The organism is Streptomyces sp. NPDC059852 (genome assembly GCF_042731455.1).
Classification (GTDB): domain Bacteria; phylum Actinomycetota; class Actinomycetes; order Streptomycetales; family Streptomycetaceae; genus Streptomyces.
Genome location: NZ_JBHWJK010000001.1, coordinates 169788 through 187571, shown reverse-complemented (window position 1 = coordinate 187571; position 17784 = coordinate 169788). Strand labels below are relative to the sequence as shown.

General features: G+C 73.5%; 13 protein-coding genes. All 13 read left to right on the top strand.

Features of this window, described 5'->3' with window-relative positions; translation table 11 throughout:
- Positions 1 to 66: 66 nt before the first annotated feature.
- The 13 genes from ACFV46_RS00865 (at position 67) to ACFV46_RS00805 (ending at position 17762) form a co-directional block, all read left to right on the top strand.
- Positions 67 to 1278, top strand: coding sequence for an ROK family transcriptional regulator (locus ACFV46_RS00865; protein WP_361924048.1), 1212 nt, complete (start codon positions 67 to 69; stop codon positions 1276 to 1278).
- A gap of 101 nt (positions 1279 to 1379) precedes the next feature.
- Entirely contained in the window at positions 1380 to 2708 is a 1329-nt protein-coding gene (locus ACFV46_RS00860; protein WP_376726646.1) for an ABC transporter substrate-binding protein, read from the top strand.
- A gap of 6 nt (positions 2709 to 2714) precedes the next feature.
- Positions 2715 to 3662, top strand: a complete 948-nt coding sequence (locus ACFV46_RS00855; RefSeq protein ID WP_385496596.1) for a carbohydrate ABC transporter permease — start codon at positions 2715 to 2717, stop codon at positions 3660 to 3662.
- A complete protein-coding gene (locus tag ACFV46_RS00850) occupies positions 3659 to 4549 on the top strand; it encodes a carbohydrate ABC transporter permease (RefSeq protein ID WP_385496595.1) in 891 nt (296 codons plus the stop codon). The genes ACFV46_RS00855 and ACFV46_RS00850 overlap by 4 nt, the downstream gene beginning before the upstream one ends.
- A 7-nt stretch (positions 4550 to 4556) precedes the next feature.
- On the top strand, positions 4557 to 5822 hold the full coding sequence (locus ACFV46_RS00845; RefSeq protein WP_385496594.1) for a 6-phospho-beta-glucosidase: 1266 nt from the start codon (positions 4557 to 4559) through the stop codon (positions 5820 to 5822).
- On the top strand, positions 5813 to 6784 hold the full coding sequence (locus tag ACFV46_RS00840; RefSeq protein WP_385496593.1) for an N-acetylglucosamine kinase: 972 nt from the start codon (positions 5813 to 5815) through the stop codon (positions 6782 to 6784). Before ACFV46_RS00845 ends, ACFV46_RS00840 begins: the two co-directional genes overlap by 10 nt.
- Before the next feature lie 234 nt (positions 6785 to 7018).
- Positions 7019 to 8491 carry a hypothetical protein gene (locus ACFV46_RS00835; RefSeq protein WP_385496592.1) on the top strand — a complete coding sequence of 491 codons (1473 nt, stop codon included), beginning with the start codon at positions 7019 to 7021 and terminating at the stop codon, positions 8489 to 8491.
- A gap of 14 nt (positions 8492 to 8505) precedes the next feature.
- Positions 8506 to 9567, top strand: coding sequence for a glutamate ABC transporter substrate-binding protein (locus ACFV46_RS00830; protein WP_385496591.1), 1062 nt, complete (start codon positions 8506 to 8508; stop codon positions 9565 to 9567).
- A gap of 67 nt (positions 9568 to 9634) precedes the next feature.
- Complete coding sequence (locus ACFV46_RS00825; protein WP_385496590.1) at positions 9635 to 10951, top strand: hypothetical protein; 1317 nt, start codon at positions 9635 to 9637, stop codon at positions 10949 to 10951.
- Between the two features lie 16 nt (positions 10952 to 10967).
- Entirely contained in the window at positions 10968 to 13481 is a 2514-nt protein-coding gene (locus ACFV46_RS00820) for a tetratricopeptide repeat protein (protein ID WP_385496589.1), read from the top strand.
- A gap of 3 nt (positions 13482 to 13484) precedes the next feature.
- Positions 13485 to 14858, top strand: coding sequence for a PP2C family serine/threonine-protein phosphatase (locus tag ACFV46_RS00815; protein WP_385496588.1), 1374 nt, complete (start codon positions 13485 to 13487; stop codon positions 14856 to 14858).
- A gap of 95 nt (positions 14859 to 14953) precedes the next feature.
- Complete coding sequence (locus tag ACFV46_RS00810) at positions 14954 to 16294, top strand: VWA domain-containing protein (RefSeq protein ID WP_385496587.1); 1341 nt, start codon at positions 14954 to 14956, stop codon at positions 16292 to 16294.
- A gap of 94 nt (positions 16295 to 16388) precedes the next feature.
- Positions 16389 to 17762, top strand: a complete 1374-nt coding sequence (locus tag ACFV46_RS00805) for an FHA domain-containing protein (RefSeq protein WP_385496585.1) — start codon at positions 16389 to 16391, stop codon at positions 17760 to 17762.
- The last annotated feature ends 22 nt before the right edge of the window (positions 17763 to 17784 follow it).

Sequence of the window (17784 nt, the reverse complement as noted above, 5' to 3'; positions counted from 1 at the left end):
TCCGGGATGGACGTCACCCGGTGATCACTGGGAAGCTGGGCAGCCGAGAGGCAGGTGTCGCACCCCATGGCAGGAACCGCCGGTACGCCGGGCACCCCGCGCGTCCTGCGCGCCATGAACGACCGCGCCGCCCTGGACCTCCTCCTGGAGCACGGGCCGCTGTCGCGCACGCGGATCGGCAAGCTCACCGGCCTCTCCAAGCCGACCGCCTCCCAGCTGCTGGCCCGCCTGGAGGCCGCCGGCCTGGTCCTGGCCACCGGCACCACGGAAGGGCGCCCCGGCCCCAACGCCCAGCTGTACGAGGTGAACCCGCGGGCCGCGTACGCCGCCGGCCTCGACGTCACCCCGGAGCGCGTCCTCGCGGCCGTGGCCGACGTCACCGGCCGCACCGTCGGCTCGTACGAACTGCCCACCCCCGGCCGACGGCCGGCCCAGCCGGTCGTGCGGCAGGTCACCGACGCCCTCGACGGGGCGGTGAAGGCGGCGGGACTGACCCGGGCCGACGTCCACCGGCTCGTCATCGGCACTCCCGGCGCCTTCGACCCCAACACGGGCCGCCTGCGCTACGCCTCCCATCTGCCCGGCTGGCACTCCCCCGCGCTGCTCGACGAACTCGCCGCGGCGCTGCCGATGCCGGTCGAGTACGAGAACGACGTCAACCTCGCGGCGGTGGCCGAGCAGCGGCTCGGCGCGGCCCGCGGCCACGAGGACTTCGTGCTGCTGTGGAACGAGGGCGGTCTCGGCGCCGCCCTGGTCCTCGGCGGCCGGCTGCACCGCGGCTGGACCGGCGGCGCGGGCGAGGTCGGCTTCCTGCCCGTGCCGGGCGCCCCCCTCGTCCGCCAGGTGACCAAGGCCAACAGCGGCGGCTACCAGGAGCTGGCCGGCTCCCAGGCCGTCCCCCGCCTCGCCCGTGAACTCGGCGTCCCGGACATCCCGTCGGGGCCGTACGCCGAGGTCGCCGCCGCCCTCGTCGAGCGGGCCGCCGCCCGGGACGACGGCCCCCACCGGCGGCTCCTGGAGACCTACGCGACCCGGCTGGCCACCGGTCTGGCCTCCCTGGTCTCCGTCCTCGACCCGGAACTCGTCGTCCTCAGCGGCGCCTCGCTGACCGCCGGCGGGGACACCCTGCGCACCCTCGTCCAGGACGAACTGGAGGAACTGGCCGCGGCCCGGCCCCGGCTCGTCGTCGGCGACGTCCGTGAACACCCCGTGCTGCGCGGCGCGCTGGAGAGCGCCCTCGCCGCCACCCGTGACGAGGTCTTCGACACCTCGCGCTGACCCGCACCCCACCACCCCACTCCCGCACCACCCACACCCACCCCGTCCCGCCCTTGGGAGACCTCGCCATGCCCGGAAAGTCCAGGAACGTCATATCCTCGATGCCCCGCCGGTCCGCGGCGGCCCTCGCCGCGTCCGCCTCCCTGGCCCTGCTCGCCACGGCCTGTACGGGCTCCTCGGAGGCCGGCGCGCACGACGACCCGAACGCGCGCACCACGATCACCTTCTGGCACGGCTGGAGCGCGCCCGCCGAGGTGAAGGCGATCCAGGCGAACGTCGACGCGTTCGAGAAGGCCCACCCGAACATCACGGTGAAGGTCGTCGGCAACATCAACGACGACAAGCTCAACCAGGCGCTGCGCGCGGGCGGTTCCAACGGACCCGACGTGGTGTCGTCGTTCACGACCTCCAACGTCGGCAAGTTCTGCTCCTCCGGCGCCTTCCTCGACCTCGAGCCGTTCATCGAGAAGTCGAAGCTCGACCTCGGCAAGCTCATCCCGAAGCCGATGCTCGACTACACGCAGTTCGAGGGCACCCGCTGCGCCCTGCCGCTGCTCGGCGACGCCTACGGCCTCTACTACAACAAGGACGCCTTCGAGAAGGCGGGCGTCACGTCCCCGCCCAAGACCTGGTCGGAGTTCGCGAAGGTCGCGAAGAAGCTCACGAAGACCAAGGGCGACGGCTACGAGCAGCTCGGCTTCATGCCGACGTACCACGGCTACGAGACGGTCGTGGACCACTACATGTCCCAGTGGGACCACGCCTACTTCGACGAGGACGGCAAGTCGAACATCGCCAAGGACCCCGCGTTCGCCGAGATGTTCACCTACCAGAAGAAGCTCGTCGACGACCTCGGCGGCTTCGCGAAGCTGGAGAAGTACCGCAACACCTTCGGTGACGAGTGGGGCGCCAAGCACCCCTTCCACACCGGCCAGGTGGCCATGCAGCTCGACGGCGAGTGGCGGCTCGGCATGGCGCAGGACGCCGGCGCGGACTTCGAGATCGGCACCGCGCCGCTGCCCGTCGCCGACGACGAGGTGGACGAGTACGGCAAGGGCTTCCTCTCCGGCACGATCATCGGCATCGCCCCGCGCAGCGAGAAGCAGAACGCGGCCTGGGAGCTGGTGAGGTACCTGACGACCGACACCGCGGCCGTCGTGTCCTTCGCCAACGCCATCCACAACGTGCCCTCCACCTTCGAGGCACTGAAGTCGCCCGACCTGAAGGTGGATCCCGGCTTCAAGACGTTCCTGGACATCGCGCAGAACCCGCACTCCAACACCCCGCCGGCGTCCGTCAACGGCTCGACCTACCAGACGACCCTCCAGGACTTCGGCTTCCAGTACGAGTCCGGCAAGGTGACCGATCTGAAGGCCGGCCTGGAGAAGACCGCCGAGCAGATCGACACCGACATCGAGCAGGCGAAGTAGCCCCCGATGGCGACGTACACACTCCGCGCGAAGCGCCGCCGGTCGGCGCTTCGGACGGTGGCCTTCCTGTCACCGTGGCTCATCGGGTTCGGCGTCTTCTTCGCCTACCCGCTGGTGTCCACCGTGTACTTCTCGCTGATGAGGTACGACGGCTTCGGCACCCCCGCGTTCCGGGGCCTGGACAACTGGACCTACGTCTTCCAGGACTACCCGCTGTTCTGGCCGGCGCTGCGCAACACGCTCTGGCTGGTGCTGGTCATGGTGACCTGCCGGGTGGTGTTCGGACTGGGCGTCGGACTGCTCATCACGAAGATCAGGACCGGTGTCGGGGTCTTCCGCACCCTGTTCTACCTGCCCTACCTCGCCCCGCCGGTCGCCGCGACGCTGGCCTTCGTCTTCCTGCTCAACCCCGGCACCGGACCGGTGAACTCGGTGCTCGGCGACCTCGGCCTGCCGGCGCCCGGCTGGTTCACCGACCCCGCCTGGTCCAAGCCGGCCCTCACCGCGCTCGCGCTGTGGGGGGTGGGCGACCTCATGGTCATCTTCATGGCCGCCCTGCTCGACGTGCCGAAGGAGCAGTACGAGGCAGCCGAGCTCGACGGCGCCTCGGCCTGGCAGCGGTTCCGGTACGTCACCCTGCCGAACATCTCGCCGATCGTCATGTTCGCCGTCGTCACCGGGGTCATCCAGACCATGCAGTACTACACACAGCCGCTGGTCGCCGGGAAGGTCGCCTCCGGTGTCATCGGCGGCTCCGGCCAGCAGTTCGAGCCGGGCTACCCCGACAAGTCGACGCTCACCCTCCCCCAGCTCGTCTACAACCTCGGCTTCCAGCGCTTCGACTACGGCTCCGCCTGTGTGGTCGCGCTCGTCCTCTTCGCCCTCGCCATGGCGTTCACCGCGCTGCTGATGCGACGCCGGGGCGGGCTCATCCAGGCAGGTGACCGGCCATGACCCAGGTGCTGGAACGGCCCGCCCGGCCGGCCGCCCCGACCGCCGCCGAACGCACCGCGCGCCGCCGGGCGGTGCTGGAGTGGATCGCCGTGCACTCCCTGGGCGTCGCGGCCGCCCTGTTCTTCGTCCTGCCGTTCGTGTTCGTCGTGCTGACCTCGCTGATGAGCGACCAGCAGACGCTGACCCGGGACCTGGTCCCGCGGACCTGGGAGTGGGGCAACTACACCCAGGTCCTCGACACCCCCGGCTTCCTGACCTGGTGGCGCAACACGCTGCTGTACGCCGGGCTGGGCACGGTCCTCACCGTCGTCTCGTCCGTCCCGGTGGCGTACGCGCTCGCCAAGTTCCGCTTCCGGGGCCGCCATCTGACGCTCATGCTGGTCGTCTCGATGATGATGCTGCCGCCGCAGGTCGTCATCATCCCGATGTACCTGTTCTGGGCGAAGCAGCTGGACCTGTCGGGCACGCTGTGGCCGCTGATCGTCCCGATGGCGTTCGGGGACGCGTTCTCCATCTTCCTGCTGCGGCAGTTCCTCACCACCATCCCCGACGAGTACCTGGACGCGGCGAAGGTCGACGGCTGCGGCGAACTGCGCACCCTGCTGCGGGTGGTGCTGCCCATGGCGAAACCGGGTATCGCCGCAGTGGCACTCTTCCAGTTCTTCTACGCCTGGAACGACTACTTCGGGCCGCAGATCTACGCGTCCGAGAACCCGGGCGCCTGGACCCTGTCGTACGGACTGGAGTCGTTCAAGGGGGCGCACCACACCGACTGGAACCTCACCATGGCGGCGACCGTCCTGGTCATGGCCCCCGTGATCCTCGTGTTCTTCCTCGCCCAGAAGGCGTTCGTAGAGGGCGTCACGCTCACCGGAGTAAAGGGTTGAATCTCAAGTGAAACTCACCGTGGTCGGCGGAGGCTCGACCTACACGCCGGAACTCATCGACGGCTTCGCGCGTCTCCGCGACACCCTGCCCATCGAGGAACTGGTCCTGACGGACCCGGCGACGGACCGCCTGGAGCTGGTCGGCGGCCTCGCCCGCCGTATCTTCGCCCGCCAGGCCCACACCGGGAGGATCACCACGACGACCGACCTGGACGCGGCCGTCGACGGGGCCGACGCGGTCCTGCTCCAGCTGCGCGTCGGCGGCCAGGCGGCCCGGCAGCAGGACGAGACGTGGCCCCTGGAATGCGGCTGCGTCGGCCAGGAGACCACCGGCGCCGGCGGTCTCGCGAAGGCGCTGCGCACCGTGCCGGTCGTCCTGGACATCGCCGAGCGGGTCCGGCGCGCCAACCCGGGCGCCTGGATCATCGACTTCACCAACCCGGTCGGCATCGTCACGCGCGCCCTGCTCCAGGAGGGGCACCGGGCGGTCGGCCTGTGCAACGTGGCGATCGGCTTCCAGCGCAAGTTCGCCGCCCTGCTCGGCGCCTCCCCCGCCGACATCCACCTCGACCACGTCGGCCTCAACCACCTCACCTGGGAGACCGGCGTGCGTCTGGGCGGCCCCGAGGGCGCGGACGTCCTGCCGAAGCTGCTCGCCGAGCACGGCGACGCCCTCGCCGCCGACCTGCGTCTGCCCCGCGTCCTGCTGGACCGGCTGGGCGTGGTCCCGTCCTACTACCTGCGCTACTACTACGCCCACGACGCGGTCGTCCGGGAGATGCGCACCAAGCCGTCCCGCGCCGCCGAGGTGGCCGCGATGGAGCGTGAACTGCTCGCCCTGTACGCCGACCCGGCGCTCGACGAGAAGCCGGAACTGCTGTCCAAGCGGGGCGGGGCGTACTACTCGGAGGCGGCGGTGGACCTCGCGGCCGCCCTGCTGAACGGCGCCGGCAGCCCCTACCAGGTGGTGAACACCCTCAACCGGGGCACGCTGCCCTTCCTCCCCGACGACGCGGTGATCGAGGTGCAGGCGGCCGTCGGCCAGAACGGCCCGGCGCCGCTGCCCGTGCCCCGTCTCGACCCGCTGTACTCGGGTCTGATGGCGCAGGTGACGGCCTACGAGGACCTGGCGCTCTCCGCCGCCCTGCGCGGCGGCCGCGACCGGGTGTTCCGGGCGCTCCTCGCGCACCCCCTCGTCGGCCAGTTCGAGTACGCCGAGCAGCTCACCGACGAGCTGATCGCACACAACCGGGAGCACCTCGCGTGGGCATGACCGCACGTGTCCTCGCCGTCGACGCGGGCAACAGCAAGACCGACGTCGCCGTCGTGGCGGGCGACGGCACCGTCCTGGCCACCGCCCGCGCGGGAGGCTTCCGGCCGCCCGCCGTGGGCGTCGAGCAGGCGATGGACACGCTGGCCGAGGCCGTCGAGGAGGCGTTCACGGCCGCGGGCGTGACCCGCGCCGACCATGTGTCGGCCTGTCTGGCCAACGCCGACCTGCCGGTGGAGGAGGAGACCCTGGCGGCCGCGCTGCACGCACGCGCGTGGGGCACCCGTGTCGAGGTCCGAAACGACACCTTCGCGATCCTGCGCGCCGGGGTCACCGAGCCCCGCGGGGTGGCCGTCGTCTGCGGCGCCGGCATCAACTGCGTGGGCATGCGTCCGGACGGGCGCACCGCCCGCTTCCCGGCGCTCGGCCGGCTGTCCGGGGACTGGGGCGGCGGCTGGGGCCTGGCGGAGGAGGCGCTGTGGCACGCGGCCCGCGCGGAGGACGGGCGGGGCGCGGCCACGTCCCTGGCCCAGGCGCTGCCCGCGCACTTCGGGCTGTCCTCCATGTACGCGCTGATCGAGGCCCTGCATCTGGGGCACCTCCCGGAGCGGCGCCGGCACGAACTGGCGCCGGTGCTGTTCGCCACGGCCGCGTCCGGCGACGCGGTCGCGCGCTCCCTCGTCGACCGGCTCGCCGACGAGGTGGTCACCATGGCGACGGTCGCCCTGACCCGGCTCGGTCTGCTCGGGGAGGAGACCCCGGTCCTGCTCGGCGGCAGCGTCCTGGCGGCCCGCCACCCCCAACTGGACGACGGGATACGGGACCTGCTGGCGGCCCGCGCCCCCAAGGCCGTACCGCGGGTGGTGGCGGCGCGGCCGGTGCTGGGCGCGGCCCTGCTCGGGCTGGACGCGGTCGGTGCCCCCGAGGAGGTGCACGCCCGGCTGCGGCGGCACTTCGAGCCGTAGCCGGCCGCCGCTCCCGGACACACCCCCGCACTCCCCCGACGCCCGGCGCGACGAGGTGGAACCGAACCGATTCCCACGGCGTTCTCATGGGCAGGGGGTGGTGCGGGGGCGTGTCCGGCGGTGCCGGGGACCGGGGCCGCCGCCGTGACCGGACCAAGATCGGTCGAGGCCGGTGCGGACGCCGGTCCGGGCGGCGATACTGGCCCGCGACGGATGGCCATGGGGGAGGTCGGCATGACACGGACACCGGGCGGCAGCGCGCCGCCACCACCGGGCCGGGAGCCGGCCCGGAGCGTGCCGACGCTGCCGTCCGTGCCGCCCCAACCCGGGCCCCCCGCACCGGAGTCGGCGCCCGCCTCCGCCGCGCCTGCACCCGTCCCGCGGGCCCGCCGCACCGCGTTCGCGGAGGGCTTCGACCAGCTCCGGGCGGCCGCCACGACCGAGCCGGGCCGGCTGCGCATCCTCGGGGCCGTCCTCGCGCTGCTCGTCGTCGCGTTCGGCGCCGTCGCCGCCTGGCAGATGACGGAGCGGACGGCCGCCGCCGACGACGTCCTGCACCGCAGCCAGCCGCTCAGCTCGGACGCGGCCGACATCTACCGCTCCCTGGCCGACGCGAACACCGCGGCGGCCAGCGGCTATCTCGCGGGCCTCCAGGAGAAGCCGGCGATGCGCGCGGGCTACGAGAAGGACATCCGCACGGCCGCCGCCAAGCTCGTCACCGCCGCCGCCAACTCCGAACCGGGCTCGGCCTCGGCCCGCACGATCGCCTCGCTGAGCCGGCTGCTGCCCGAGTACAACGGCCTGGTGGAGACGGCGCGGGCCAACAACCGCCAGGGCTACCCGGTGGGCGGCGCCTATCTGCGCGCGGCCAACGAGATGATGCAGCAGCGCATGCTGCCGGCCGCGGAGAAGCTGTACCGATCGGAGAACGGCCGCCTGGGCGCCGACTACGCCGACGCCCGGTCCTTCCCGTGGGCCTCCCTCGGCCTCGGCGTCCTCGCGCTGGCCGCCCTGGGATGGGCCCAGCACCGCACCTACCGGCGCACCAACCGGGTGCTCAACCACGGCCTCGTGACCGCCACCGCCGCGGCCACCGTCGGCCTGCTGTGGCTGACGGTGAGCCACACCGTGGCCCGCGCGGGCCTCGACGACTCCTACGAGCACGGCGTGCGCTCCCTGACGGTGCTGCACGAGGCCCGGATCGCCTCCCTGACCGCCCGCAGCGACGAGAACCTCACCCTGGTCCGCCGCGGCGCCGACACCCGCGCCCTGGAGGACGGCAGCACGGTCGACGCCTACGAGTGGGGCTACGACCGGCAGATCGACGCCCTGCGCACGGCGCTCGCCCGCGCGGCGGACCTCGCCGACGACGCGGCGGGCGGCAAGCCCGTACGGGACGCGAACGGCTTCATGAAGGTCTGGAAGGACCGCCACGACCTCGCGCGCGCGGACAACGACTCCGGGAACTACCAGGCGGCCCGCGACCGCATCATCGGCACCGCGAAGGAGCCGACGAGCGTGTGCTTCGACAACGTCGACAAGGCGCTGGCGACCGCGCTCACCCACGAGCAGGGCGAGTTCCGGCGGGCCGCGGGCGGCGGCCTGGACGCGCTGACGGGCGTTCCGGCCGGTGCCGCCGTCCTCGCGGTGCTGGGCGCGGCGGGCGCGGTCCTCGGCATCGGCCGCAGGCTGTCGGAGTACCGGTGAGAGGGGGCAGGACGATGAACGCACACGCCGGCGCCCGTGCCGGCTCCGCCCGGCGGTGGCGGCGCCTGCGGGCGGGGCTGCGCGGCTGGGGCGGCGTCGGCGCGATGGCCCTTCTCTGCGCCCTGGCGGTGACCGCGGCGCTGCTGCTGCCCCTGTCCCAGTCCGCCGATGACGGCGCCGCCCCGGCCGGGCAGGGCGTCACCCACGCCGGGCAGGCCAGGGCCGAGAAGTGCGAGGACCCCCAGGACCGGAGCCTGTCGCCGTCCGGCGGCGGGAAGACCCCGGTCGTCGACGCGATCAAGGCCCGTGAGGACCGGCGTCTGGTCGTCGGCGTCGACACCAACAGCTACCGCTGGGGCTACCTCGATCCGAACAACCCTTCGGGCGAGCTGGAGGGGTTCGACATCGACCTGGTCCACCGGATCGCCGAGGACATCCTGGGCGACCGGGACGCGGTGCGGTTCAAGGCGATCCCGACCAGCCGGCGGATCGAGGCGGTCGAGAAGGGCGAGGTCGACATGGTCGTGCGCACCATGACGATCACCTGTGACCGGCTGGACCATGTCGCCTTCTCCGCGCCCTACTTCGTCACCGGCCAGCAGGTCCTCGCGCCCAAGACGTCGGCGGTCACCGGATTCGACGCGTCCCTCGCGGACCGCAAGGTGTGCTCGGCCCGGGGATCGACCGCGTACGACAACCTCGAAGCGGGCAGGAAGGAAGGCGTCCTGCCCGCCTCCACCGACATCCGCACCACCGTCCCCAACCAGCTCGACTGTCTGGTCAAACTGCAACTGGGGGAGGTCGACGCGGTCGTCACGGACGGCGCGCTCGCGGCGAGCCAGGCGGCGCAGGATCCGGCCGTCGAGCTCAAGGGCGGCCTGTTCACTGACGAGTACTACGGAGTGGCGATGAAAAGGGGATCCGACGATCTGGTCCGCCGGGTCAACCGGATCCTGGAGAGTTACGTCGAGGACGGCGGCTGGGCGGCCTCGTACGAGAAGTGGCTCCACCCGACCATGGACACGGACGGCAGGAAGTCGGCGTCGGCGACCCCGCCCGAGGCCCACTACGCGTAGGCGGCCCGCGGGCGCGGGACGGCACGGACAGACGACTGACGGAACTCAACGCAGCGAGAGGTGATCGATGGGCGTCACGGACCCCGCCGGGCCGGTGATGGACCGGGACGAGGTGGACCGTGCGCTGGCGCGGCTCGGCCAGGAGCACGAGGCGATCGAGACCTCGCTGCTCGCCCTCCAGGACCACGCGGGCCGCAGACTCCTCGAAGGGGCCGAGCTGACCGGCGTGACCAAGGAGCGCTGGACGTCCGTGGAGGCGTCGATCACGCTGCTGTGGGCGTACTTCGACGCCTACACGGGCGCGCTGCGCTCGGCGCGGGAGATCCGCTCGCGGCGCCGCTGGTCCAGTCGCGAGGACCTGGTGGAGCTGACGGAGCTGCTGCGCGGCGAGTGCGTGACGGTCGCCGACTCGCCCTCCCTGCCGGGCGGTCCCGGCCGGCTGAGCGAGCGGTTCTCCCTGGCCACGCTCGTGGACCGGATGAACGAGCTGTACGCGACCTCGCTGGACATGGTCGTGGCCGCCGACGCCGTCTGGTCCGCGCTGCCCGCCCGGATCGATCTACTCGCCGCCGAGCTCCAGCGCACCCGCCGGCTCGCGCACTCCGTCGGGGTGCGCCCCGGCGAGCATCCGGCGGGCGACGACCTGGAGCGGATCACCCGTACGCTGACGCGGCTGCGCGCCGAGGTGGTGTCGGACCCGCTGGCCTACTGGGTGCCCACGCAGGGCAGTTCGGCGCCGGGCGGCGGCCGTCCGGACACCACCGTCTACGACCGTGAGGCACGCGCCCTGGAGGACGTGCGCCGGGAGATCGACGCCGTCCTGACGGTCCGCCAGGACGCCGAGCAGCGACTGGTTCGCCTACGGGACGTGCTCTCCCGCGCGGACCGCACGCTCGCCGAGGCCCGCACCGCGCGCGGCGAGGTACTGGCGAAGATCGCCGCCACCGAGGTGCCCGTCGTCAGCGGTCCTCCGACGGTGCTCCAGGAGCAGCTGGCGACGGCCGCCGAGTACCGCCGGCAGGCCCAGTGGCACCGGCTGTCGCCGCTGCTGGAGTCCCTGGAGCAGAAGGCGGAGGACGAACTGCTGCGCGCCCGCGAGTCGTTGACGGCGGTCACGGCGCCGCTGGCGGTCCGCGCCGAGCTGCGGGGCCGCCTCGACGCGTACAAGGCGAAGGTGGCCCGGCACGGCCTCGCGGAGGACCCGCTGCTGGTCGAGCGCTACGACGCGGCGCGCCGCATGCTGTGGAGCGCGCCCTGCGACCTGCGCGTCGCCGAGCAGGCGGTCCTGCGCTACCAGCAGGCGGCGGCCGAGCTGCTCGGCGGCACCGGTGGCCGCATCCCGGGTCCGCGCACCCCCGAGGACGGGGCCGGGAGCGGGACATGAGGGGCAGGGGGGAGACATGAGCCAGGCGGGGCAGACCTGTCAGCGCCCGGACTGCACCGGGCGGTACGAGGACATGGGCGGCGGCGAGCTGTACTGCGACACCTGCGGCCTGGCCCCGGTCGTCTCGGCGACCGGCACGGTCGGCTCGCCGCCCACCGGGGTCGCGGCGGGCGGCAAGGGCGGATCGGGCAGCGGCGGTTCACGCTCCACCGGCCGGGGCGGCTCGCGCACGTCCTCGCAGACATCGCGGTCCTCACGGTCGCGGCGCTCGGTGTCCGGGCGGCTGTCGCGCTCGGTGTCCGGGCGGTCCACGGGCCGTTCGGTGTCCGTGCGCAGCTCGGGTTCCACGGCCGGCTCCAGCGGGCGCGGGCGGCTCGGCGCCGGACTGGTCCAGGTGCCGGACGTGCCGCGGCCCGACCCGCGCGCGATGGTGCTGGAGAAGGCGGAGGTGCCGGAGCGCAAGCGGTTCTGCTCCCGCTCCGACTGCGGCGCGCCCGTCGGCCGGGCCCGCGGCGACCGGCCGGGCCGCACCGAGGGGTTCTGCACGAAATGCGGGCACCCGTACTCGTTCGTGCCCAAGCTGCGCGCCGGGGACGTCGTGCACGGCCAGTACGAGGTCGTCGGCTGCCTCGCGCACGGCGGGCTGGGCTGGATCTACCTGGCCGTGGACCGGGCGGTCTCCGACCGCTGGGTGGTGCTCAAGGGCCTGCTGGACACCGGCGACCAGGACGCGATGGCGGCGGCGATATCCGAGCGGCGCTTCCTCGCGGAGATCGAGCACGCCAACATCGTGCGGATCTACAACTTCGTCGAGCACCTCGACCAGCGCACCGGCTCCCTCGACGGCTACATCGTGATGGAGTACGTCGGCGGCAAGTCCCTGAAGGAGATAGCGAACGCGCGCCGTACCGAGTCGGGCCGCCGCGACCCGCTGCCGGTGGAGCAGGCGTGCGCCTACGGCATCGAGGCCCTGGAGGCCCTCGGGCATCTGCACAGCCGCAACCTGCTGTACTGCGACTTCAAGGTCGACAACGCCATCCAGACCGAGGACCAGCTCAAGCTGATCGACATGGGCGCGGTGCGCAGGATGGACGACGACGAGTCGGCCGTCTACGGCACGGTCGGCTATCAGGCGCCGGAGGTCGCCGAGACCGGCCCGTCGGTCGCCTCGGACCTCTACACGGTCGCCCGCACCCTCGCCGTGCTGGCCTTCGACTTCCAGGGCTACACGAACGTCTACGCCGACTCGCTGCCCGACCCGGACCACATCGAGGTGTTCCGCCGGTACGAGTCCTTCTACCGGCTCCTGGTCCGCGCCACCGATCCCGACCCCGCCCGCCGTTTCGCCTCCGCGCAGGAGATGGCGGAGCAGCTGACGGGGGTGCTGCGCGAGGTCGTCTCCCTCCAGTCGGGCCGGGCGCGGCCCGCGCTGTCCACGCTGTTCGGGCCGGAGGTGCGGGTCACCGACACGGTGCTGTTCCCTCAGTCCGCCGGGGAGGTCTCCCGGCTGGGGGCACGCCCGGTGCCGGCCCGCAGGGGCGCCGCCCGCCGGACGCCGGCCGTGACCGCGCCTGCCCCGGTCCGGATCGTCAAGGAGGCCGACGCCCCCGCCGCCGCGCTGGCGCTGCCGGTCCCCCTCGTCGATCCCACGGACCCGAACGCCGGTTTCCTCGCGGGCCTGCTGACCACCGCCCCGGCGGAGCTGCTCGGCGCGCTCGCCGCCGTACCGGCGCCGTCGACGGAGTCCCGGCTGCGGCAGGTGCGGGCCCGGCTGGAGAGCGGCGACACGGCCGCCGCGCACGAGGCCCTGCTGAAGCTGGAGGACGAACGCCCCGACGACTGGCGGGTCGTCTGGTACCGGGGTGTGGCCGCGCTCGTCACCGGGGACCACGCGGGCGCCGCGCTCGCCTTCGACGCGATCTACGACGCCTTCCCCGGGGAGCTCGCCCCGAAGCTGGCGCTCGCCCTGTGCGCCGAGGTGCTGGGCCAGTTGGACAACGCCGCCGAGTACTACCGTCTCGTGTGGACGACCGACCCCAGCCATGTCGGCGCCGCCTTCGGCCTGGCCCGCGTCCAGCTCGCGACGGGGGACCGCCGGGGGGCCGTGGCGACCCTGGAGTCCGTCCCAGAGAGCTCGATCCACTACACGGCGGCCCGCGTCGCGGCCGTCCGCGCCCGGCTGCGTCAACGCACCGCGGTCGCCGGGGACGTACCGTTCCTGGACGACCTGACGGCCGCGGCGGGGCAGGTGGAGGCGCTGGACGCGTACGGCCTGGACCCGGCGCGCCGGGAGCAGTTGTCGGCGGAAGTGCTCGGTGCGGCGCTGGACTGGATACTCTCCGGTGGCCAGGGTTCCGCCCCGTCCGCCCCCGGAGGACGGACGCTGCTCGGCAGCGGCCTGGACGAACGGGGGCTGCGGTTCGGCCTGGAGCGCTCGTACCGCATGCTGGCCCGGCTGGCCCCGGGCGGCGAGGAGAGGATCGACCTGGTGGAACGTGCCAACCGTTACCGCCCCCGGACGTGGGTGTAGTTGATGTCGCAGATGCCCCAGTTGTCCGCCTGCCCGAGCTGCGCCTGGCCGCTCGACTCGGGTGACCGTTTCTGCGGTGCGTGCGGATACGACCTGTCCACCGTGCCCGCACGGCCGGACGACCACCCCACCATCGCCCTGAACGGCTCCGCCGCCCCGGGCACCGGGACCGGCGGTCACGACCTGCCGCCGGGCACACCTCCCCCGCCACCGGTGCCGCCGCCGGGCATCCCGGCCCCCGCCGCGCCCGAGCCCGGCCCTCCCCCGTTCCCGGCCCAGGCCGGCGAGAGCGACCCCGCCCCGCGCACCCCGACCGTGCCGGACGGCGTCCCCGTCCCGGCGGAGTCCCCCGACGCGCCGTCCTCCGGGGTGCGCCTGGACCGCCCGGCCGAGCCCGACGCGTACGCCCTGCAGGCCCCCGACCCCCGGGTGAGCGCCGGCGCGCCCACCCCGCCCGAGGGCACCAAGGTGTGCGTCGCCTGCCGCGCCGGCCGGGTCGACCGCGACGGCTACTGCGAGAACTGCGGGCACGCCCAGCCCCGCGAACGGGACCACATGGAGCAGGAGGCCGGCCCGGTCGCCGCCGTCAGCGACCGCGGGCTGCGCCACCACCGCAACGAGGACGCGTTCGCCGTCGCCTGCACCACCCTGCCCGACGGGCGCCCGGTGACGCTGGCCATGGTCTGCGACGGGGTGTCCTCGGCGACCCGCCCCGACGACGCCTCCCTGGCCGCCGCCCGGGCCTCCTCCGAGTCGCTGCTGGCCGCGCTGCCCCGCGGCACCCATCCGCAGCAGGCCCTGCACGAGGCGATCGTGGCCGCCTCCAACGCGGTGAACGCGCTCGCCGCCGAACCGGCCACGGCCCGTGAGCAGGCCCCCCACCAGAACGCCCCGGCGTGCACGATCGTCGGCTCCGTCGTCACTCCCGACCTGCTGGTCGTCGGCTGGGTCGGGGACAGCCGCGTCTACTGGGTCCCGGCCGACCGCTCCGCTCCCCCGGCCCGGCTCACCGAGGACGACTCCTGGGCCGCGCAGATGGTCGCGGCGGGACTGATGAACGAGGCCGAGGCGTACGCCGACGAGCGCGCCCACGCCATCACGGGCTGGCTGGGCGCGGACGCCTACGAACTGGAGCCGCACACCGCGTCCTTCAAGCCCGACCGCCCGGGGGTCGTCGTGGTCTGCACGGACGGCCTGTGGAACTACGCCGAGGCCGCCGAGCACATGGCCGAGATCGTCCCGGCCGACGCCGCCACGCGCCCCCTGCACGCCGCCCGGGTGCTCGTGGGCCACGCCCTCGACGGCGGCGGGCACGACAACGTAACAGTGGCCGTCCTGCCGTTCCCGGCACCGCCGGCAGGGGCAGGATCGGCCTGAGGCCTGCCGCGGGGACGGCCTCAGCGGACCGGAGGGGACCGGTCCGTCGGCAGCCATGACCCCAGCACGGGGTTCTCAGGGGGATTTGAATAGACATGGCCAATTTCTCGAAACCAAGCGTGCCGCGGTTCTCGGTGGACGTGTACCAGAACGAGTACCTGCCGGAGGGCGGCACCCAGGTCGACGCGATCGTCACGGTCACCTCCACGGGGGGCGGCACCCTCGCCGGCGCGCCCGCCGCGGCCCGCCCCGCCGGACCGGACGCGGACGCGGCCGTCGCGCTCATGGTCGACTGCTCCGGCTCGATGGACTATCCGCCGACCAAGATGCGCAACGCCCGCGACGCCACGGCCGCCGCCGTCGACACCCTGCGCGACGGCGTCCACTTCGCGGTGATCGGCGGCACCCACGTCGCCAAGGAGGTGTACCCGGGCGGCGGCCGCCTCGCCGTCGCCGACGCCACCACCCGCGAGCAGGCCAAGCAGGCGCTGCGCAAGCTCAGCGCCGGCGGCGGCACCGCCATCGGCACCTGGCTGCGCCTCGCCGACCGGCTGCTCTCCTCCGCCGACGTCGCCATCCGGCACGGCATCCTGCTCACCGACGGCCGCAACGAGCACGAGTCGGCCGAGGACCTGAAGGCCACGCTGGACGCGTGTGCCGGTCGGTTCACCTGTGACGCACGGGGCGTGGGCACCGACTGGGAAGTGAAAGAAGTCACATCGATCGCCTCCGCCCTGCTCGGCAGCGCCGACATCGTCGCCGACCCGGCCGGTCTCGCCGCCGACTTCACGCGGATGATGGAGACCGCGATGGGCAAGGAGGTCGCCGACGTCGCCCTGCGGGTGTGGACCCCGGTCGGCACCACGATCAGGTTCGTGAAGCAGGTCGCGCCCACCGTCGAGGACCTGACCGGCCGCCGCACCGAGGCGGGACCGCGCGCCGGCGACTATCCCACGGGCTCCTGGGGCGACGAGTCCCGTGACTACCACGTATGCGTGGAGGTCCCGGCCGCCGGCCTCGGCCAGGAGATGCTGGCCGCAAGGGTCTCCCTGGTCGTGCCCCAACCGGACGGAAGTGCTCAGAACCTGGGCGCACAAGGTCTCGTACGGGCGGTTTGGACCGACGACATGACCGCTTCGACGTCGATCAACCCCCAAGTCGCCCACTACACCGGCCAGGCCGAACTGGCCCAGGCCATCCAGGAAGGGTTGGATCTCCGCAAAGCGGGCGATATCGATGGAGCAACGGCCAAACTGGGCCGCGCCGTTCAGCTCGCCGGGGCCTCCGGAAACGCGGATACGGCGAAACTCCTTGCGAAGGTGGTGGACGTGGTCGATGTCGCGACGGGTACTGTGCGACTGAAGGCGAAGGTCGCGGAGGCCGACGAGATGACACTCGAGACCCGGTCGACAAAGACTGTTCGTGTAAAGAAGTGACCAGCAGGACCCAGTAGAAGCATCGAGCCTGGCCCCTCGGGGTGGGAAGAAATCCGGTCGGGAACGACCGGAAAGGAGAGGGGGAAGCGCCGACATGCCGACCTGCCCGAACGGACACCAGTCGGGTTCCGACGACTGGTGCGAGGTCTGCGGTCACCGCATGGCCGGTGCCGTACCTCCCCCTCCGCCGCCGCCCCCGCCCGCCGGCGGCTACGGCTTCCCGCCGCCCGGTGGCCATGGCGCTCCCGGTGGCCATGGCGGTCCCGGTGGCCCCGGTGGTCACCCCGGTCAGCAGGGTGGGCGTCCGCCCATGCCCGGCGGTCCGGAGCCCGAGCTGTGCCCGCAGTGCCGCACGCCCCGTGAGGGCGGTGCGCCGTTCTGCGAGGAGTGCCGGTGGAACTTCCTGACGAACACGGCGACCTCGTACACGCCCGCCGCCCCGCGCCCTCCGGCGCCCGGCGGCCCCGGCCTGCCCTCGCACTTCCAGCAGCAGCAGTCCGGTCCCCCGCCGTCGTTCGGCGGCGGTGACTCCTACGACTACCAGGGCTCCCGCCCGTCCCAGGTGAACCGCCCCGCGGAGCCGATCCCGCCGTTCGGCGCGGACCCGCAGGGGCCGGGCGGCCACCCCGGCCGCGGCGGCCAGGGCGGTCCCGGCGGCCCCGGTGGACCTGGCGGCTTCGGAGGCGGCCCCGGTGGTCCTGGCGGTCCCGGTGGCGGTCCGGGCGGTCCCGGCGGCTTCGGCGATCCCTCTCGGCAGGCTCCTCCGCCGCCCGCACCTACGCAGCCCGGCCCCGGCGCGGGCGGTGGCGCCCCGCAGGCCTTCCACCCGGCCGGTCCCGGCCCCTCGGCCCCGCAGGCCCCGCCCGGCTTCCCGCAGGAGGGCGGCCGCCCGCAGCAGGGCGGCCCGTCCTTCGGCGGCGGCGGGGACGACTGGGTGATCTCGCCCCCGTCGGGCGGCCCCGGACAGGGCGCGCCGGGCGGCCCCGGACAGGGCGGCTACGGCTACCCGCAGCAGGGCCCCGGACAGGCCCCGCCCCCCGGCCCCGGCTACCAGCAGCAGCCGGCGACCTGGACGGCGACCATCGGTCCGGACCGCGAGTACTTCATGGCCATGATGCAGCGCTCCGGCCCGGAGGCCGCGGGTCTGAACCTGCCCGCGTACTCGCCCGAGCAGCAGCGCACGCTCACCGGCAACCAGGTCACCATCGGCCGCCGCCGGCACTCCACCGGCGAGTCCCCCGACATCGACCTGTCCGTGCCGCCGGAGGACCCCGGCGTCTCGCACCAGCACGCGGTGCTCGTCCAGCAGCCGGACGGCACCTGGGCGGTCGTCGACCAGAACTCGACGAACGGCACCACGGTGAACAACTCCGAGGACCCGATCCAGCCCTTCGTCCCCGTCCCGCTCCAGGACGGCGACCGGGTGCACGTCGGGGCGTGGACGACGATCACGATCCGGCGCGGCTAGCCCGCGCGCTCAGCACGCCCGC

Excerpts from the sequence above, each read along its gene's own strand:
- ACFV46_RS00855 (WP_385496596.1), top strand. The coding sequence starts at position 2,715 with ATGGCGACGTACACACTCCGCGCGAAGCGCCGCCGGTCGGCGCTTCGG.
- ACFV46_RS00810 (WP_385496587.1), top strand. The coding sequence starts at position 14,954 with ATGGCCAATTTCTCGAAACCAAGCGTGCCGCGGTTCTCGGTGGACGTG.
- ACFV46_RS00830 (WP_385496591.1), top strand. The coding sequence starts at position 8,506 with ATGAACGCACACGCCGGCGCCCGTGCCGGCTCCGCCCGGCGGTGGCGG.
- ACFV46_RS00825 (WP_385496590.1), top strand. The coding sequence starts at position 9,635 with ATGGGCGTCACGGACCCCGCCGGGCCGGTGATGGACCGGGACGAGGTG.
- ACFV46_RS00815 (WP_385496588.1), top strand. The coding sequence starts at position 13,485 with ATGTCGCAGATGCCCCAGTTGTCCGCCTGCCCGAGCTGCGCCTGGCCG.
- ACFV46_RS00850 (WP_385496595.1), top strand. The coding sequence starts at position 3,659 with ATGACCCAGGTGCTGGAACGGCCCGCCCGGCCGGCCGCCCCGACCGCC.
- ACFV46_RS00820 (WP_385496589.1), top strand. The coding sequence starts at position 10,968 with ATGAGCCAGGCGGGGCAGACCTGTCAGCGCCCGGACTGCACCGGGCGG.
- ACFV46_RS00805 (WP_385496585.1), top strand. The coding sequence starts at position 16,389 with ATGCCGACCTGCCCGAACGGACACCAGTCGGGTTCCGACGACTGGTGC.
- ACFV46_RS00835 (WP_385496592.1), top strand. The coding sequence starts at position 7,019 with ATGACACGGACACCGGGCGGCAGCGCGCCGCCACCACCGGGCCGGGAG.
- ACFV46_RS00860 (WP_376726646.1), top strand. The coding sequence starts at position 1,380 with ATGCCCCGCCGGTCCGCGGCGGCCCTCGCCGCGTCCGCCTCCCTGGCC.
- ACFV46_RS00865 (WP_361924048.1), top strand. The coding sequence starts at position 67 with ATGGCAGGAACCGCCGGTACGCCGGGCACCCCGCGCGTCCTGCGCGCC.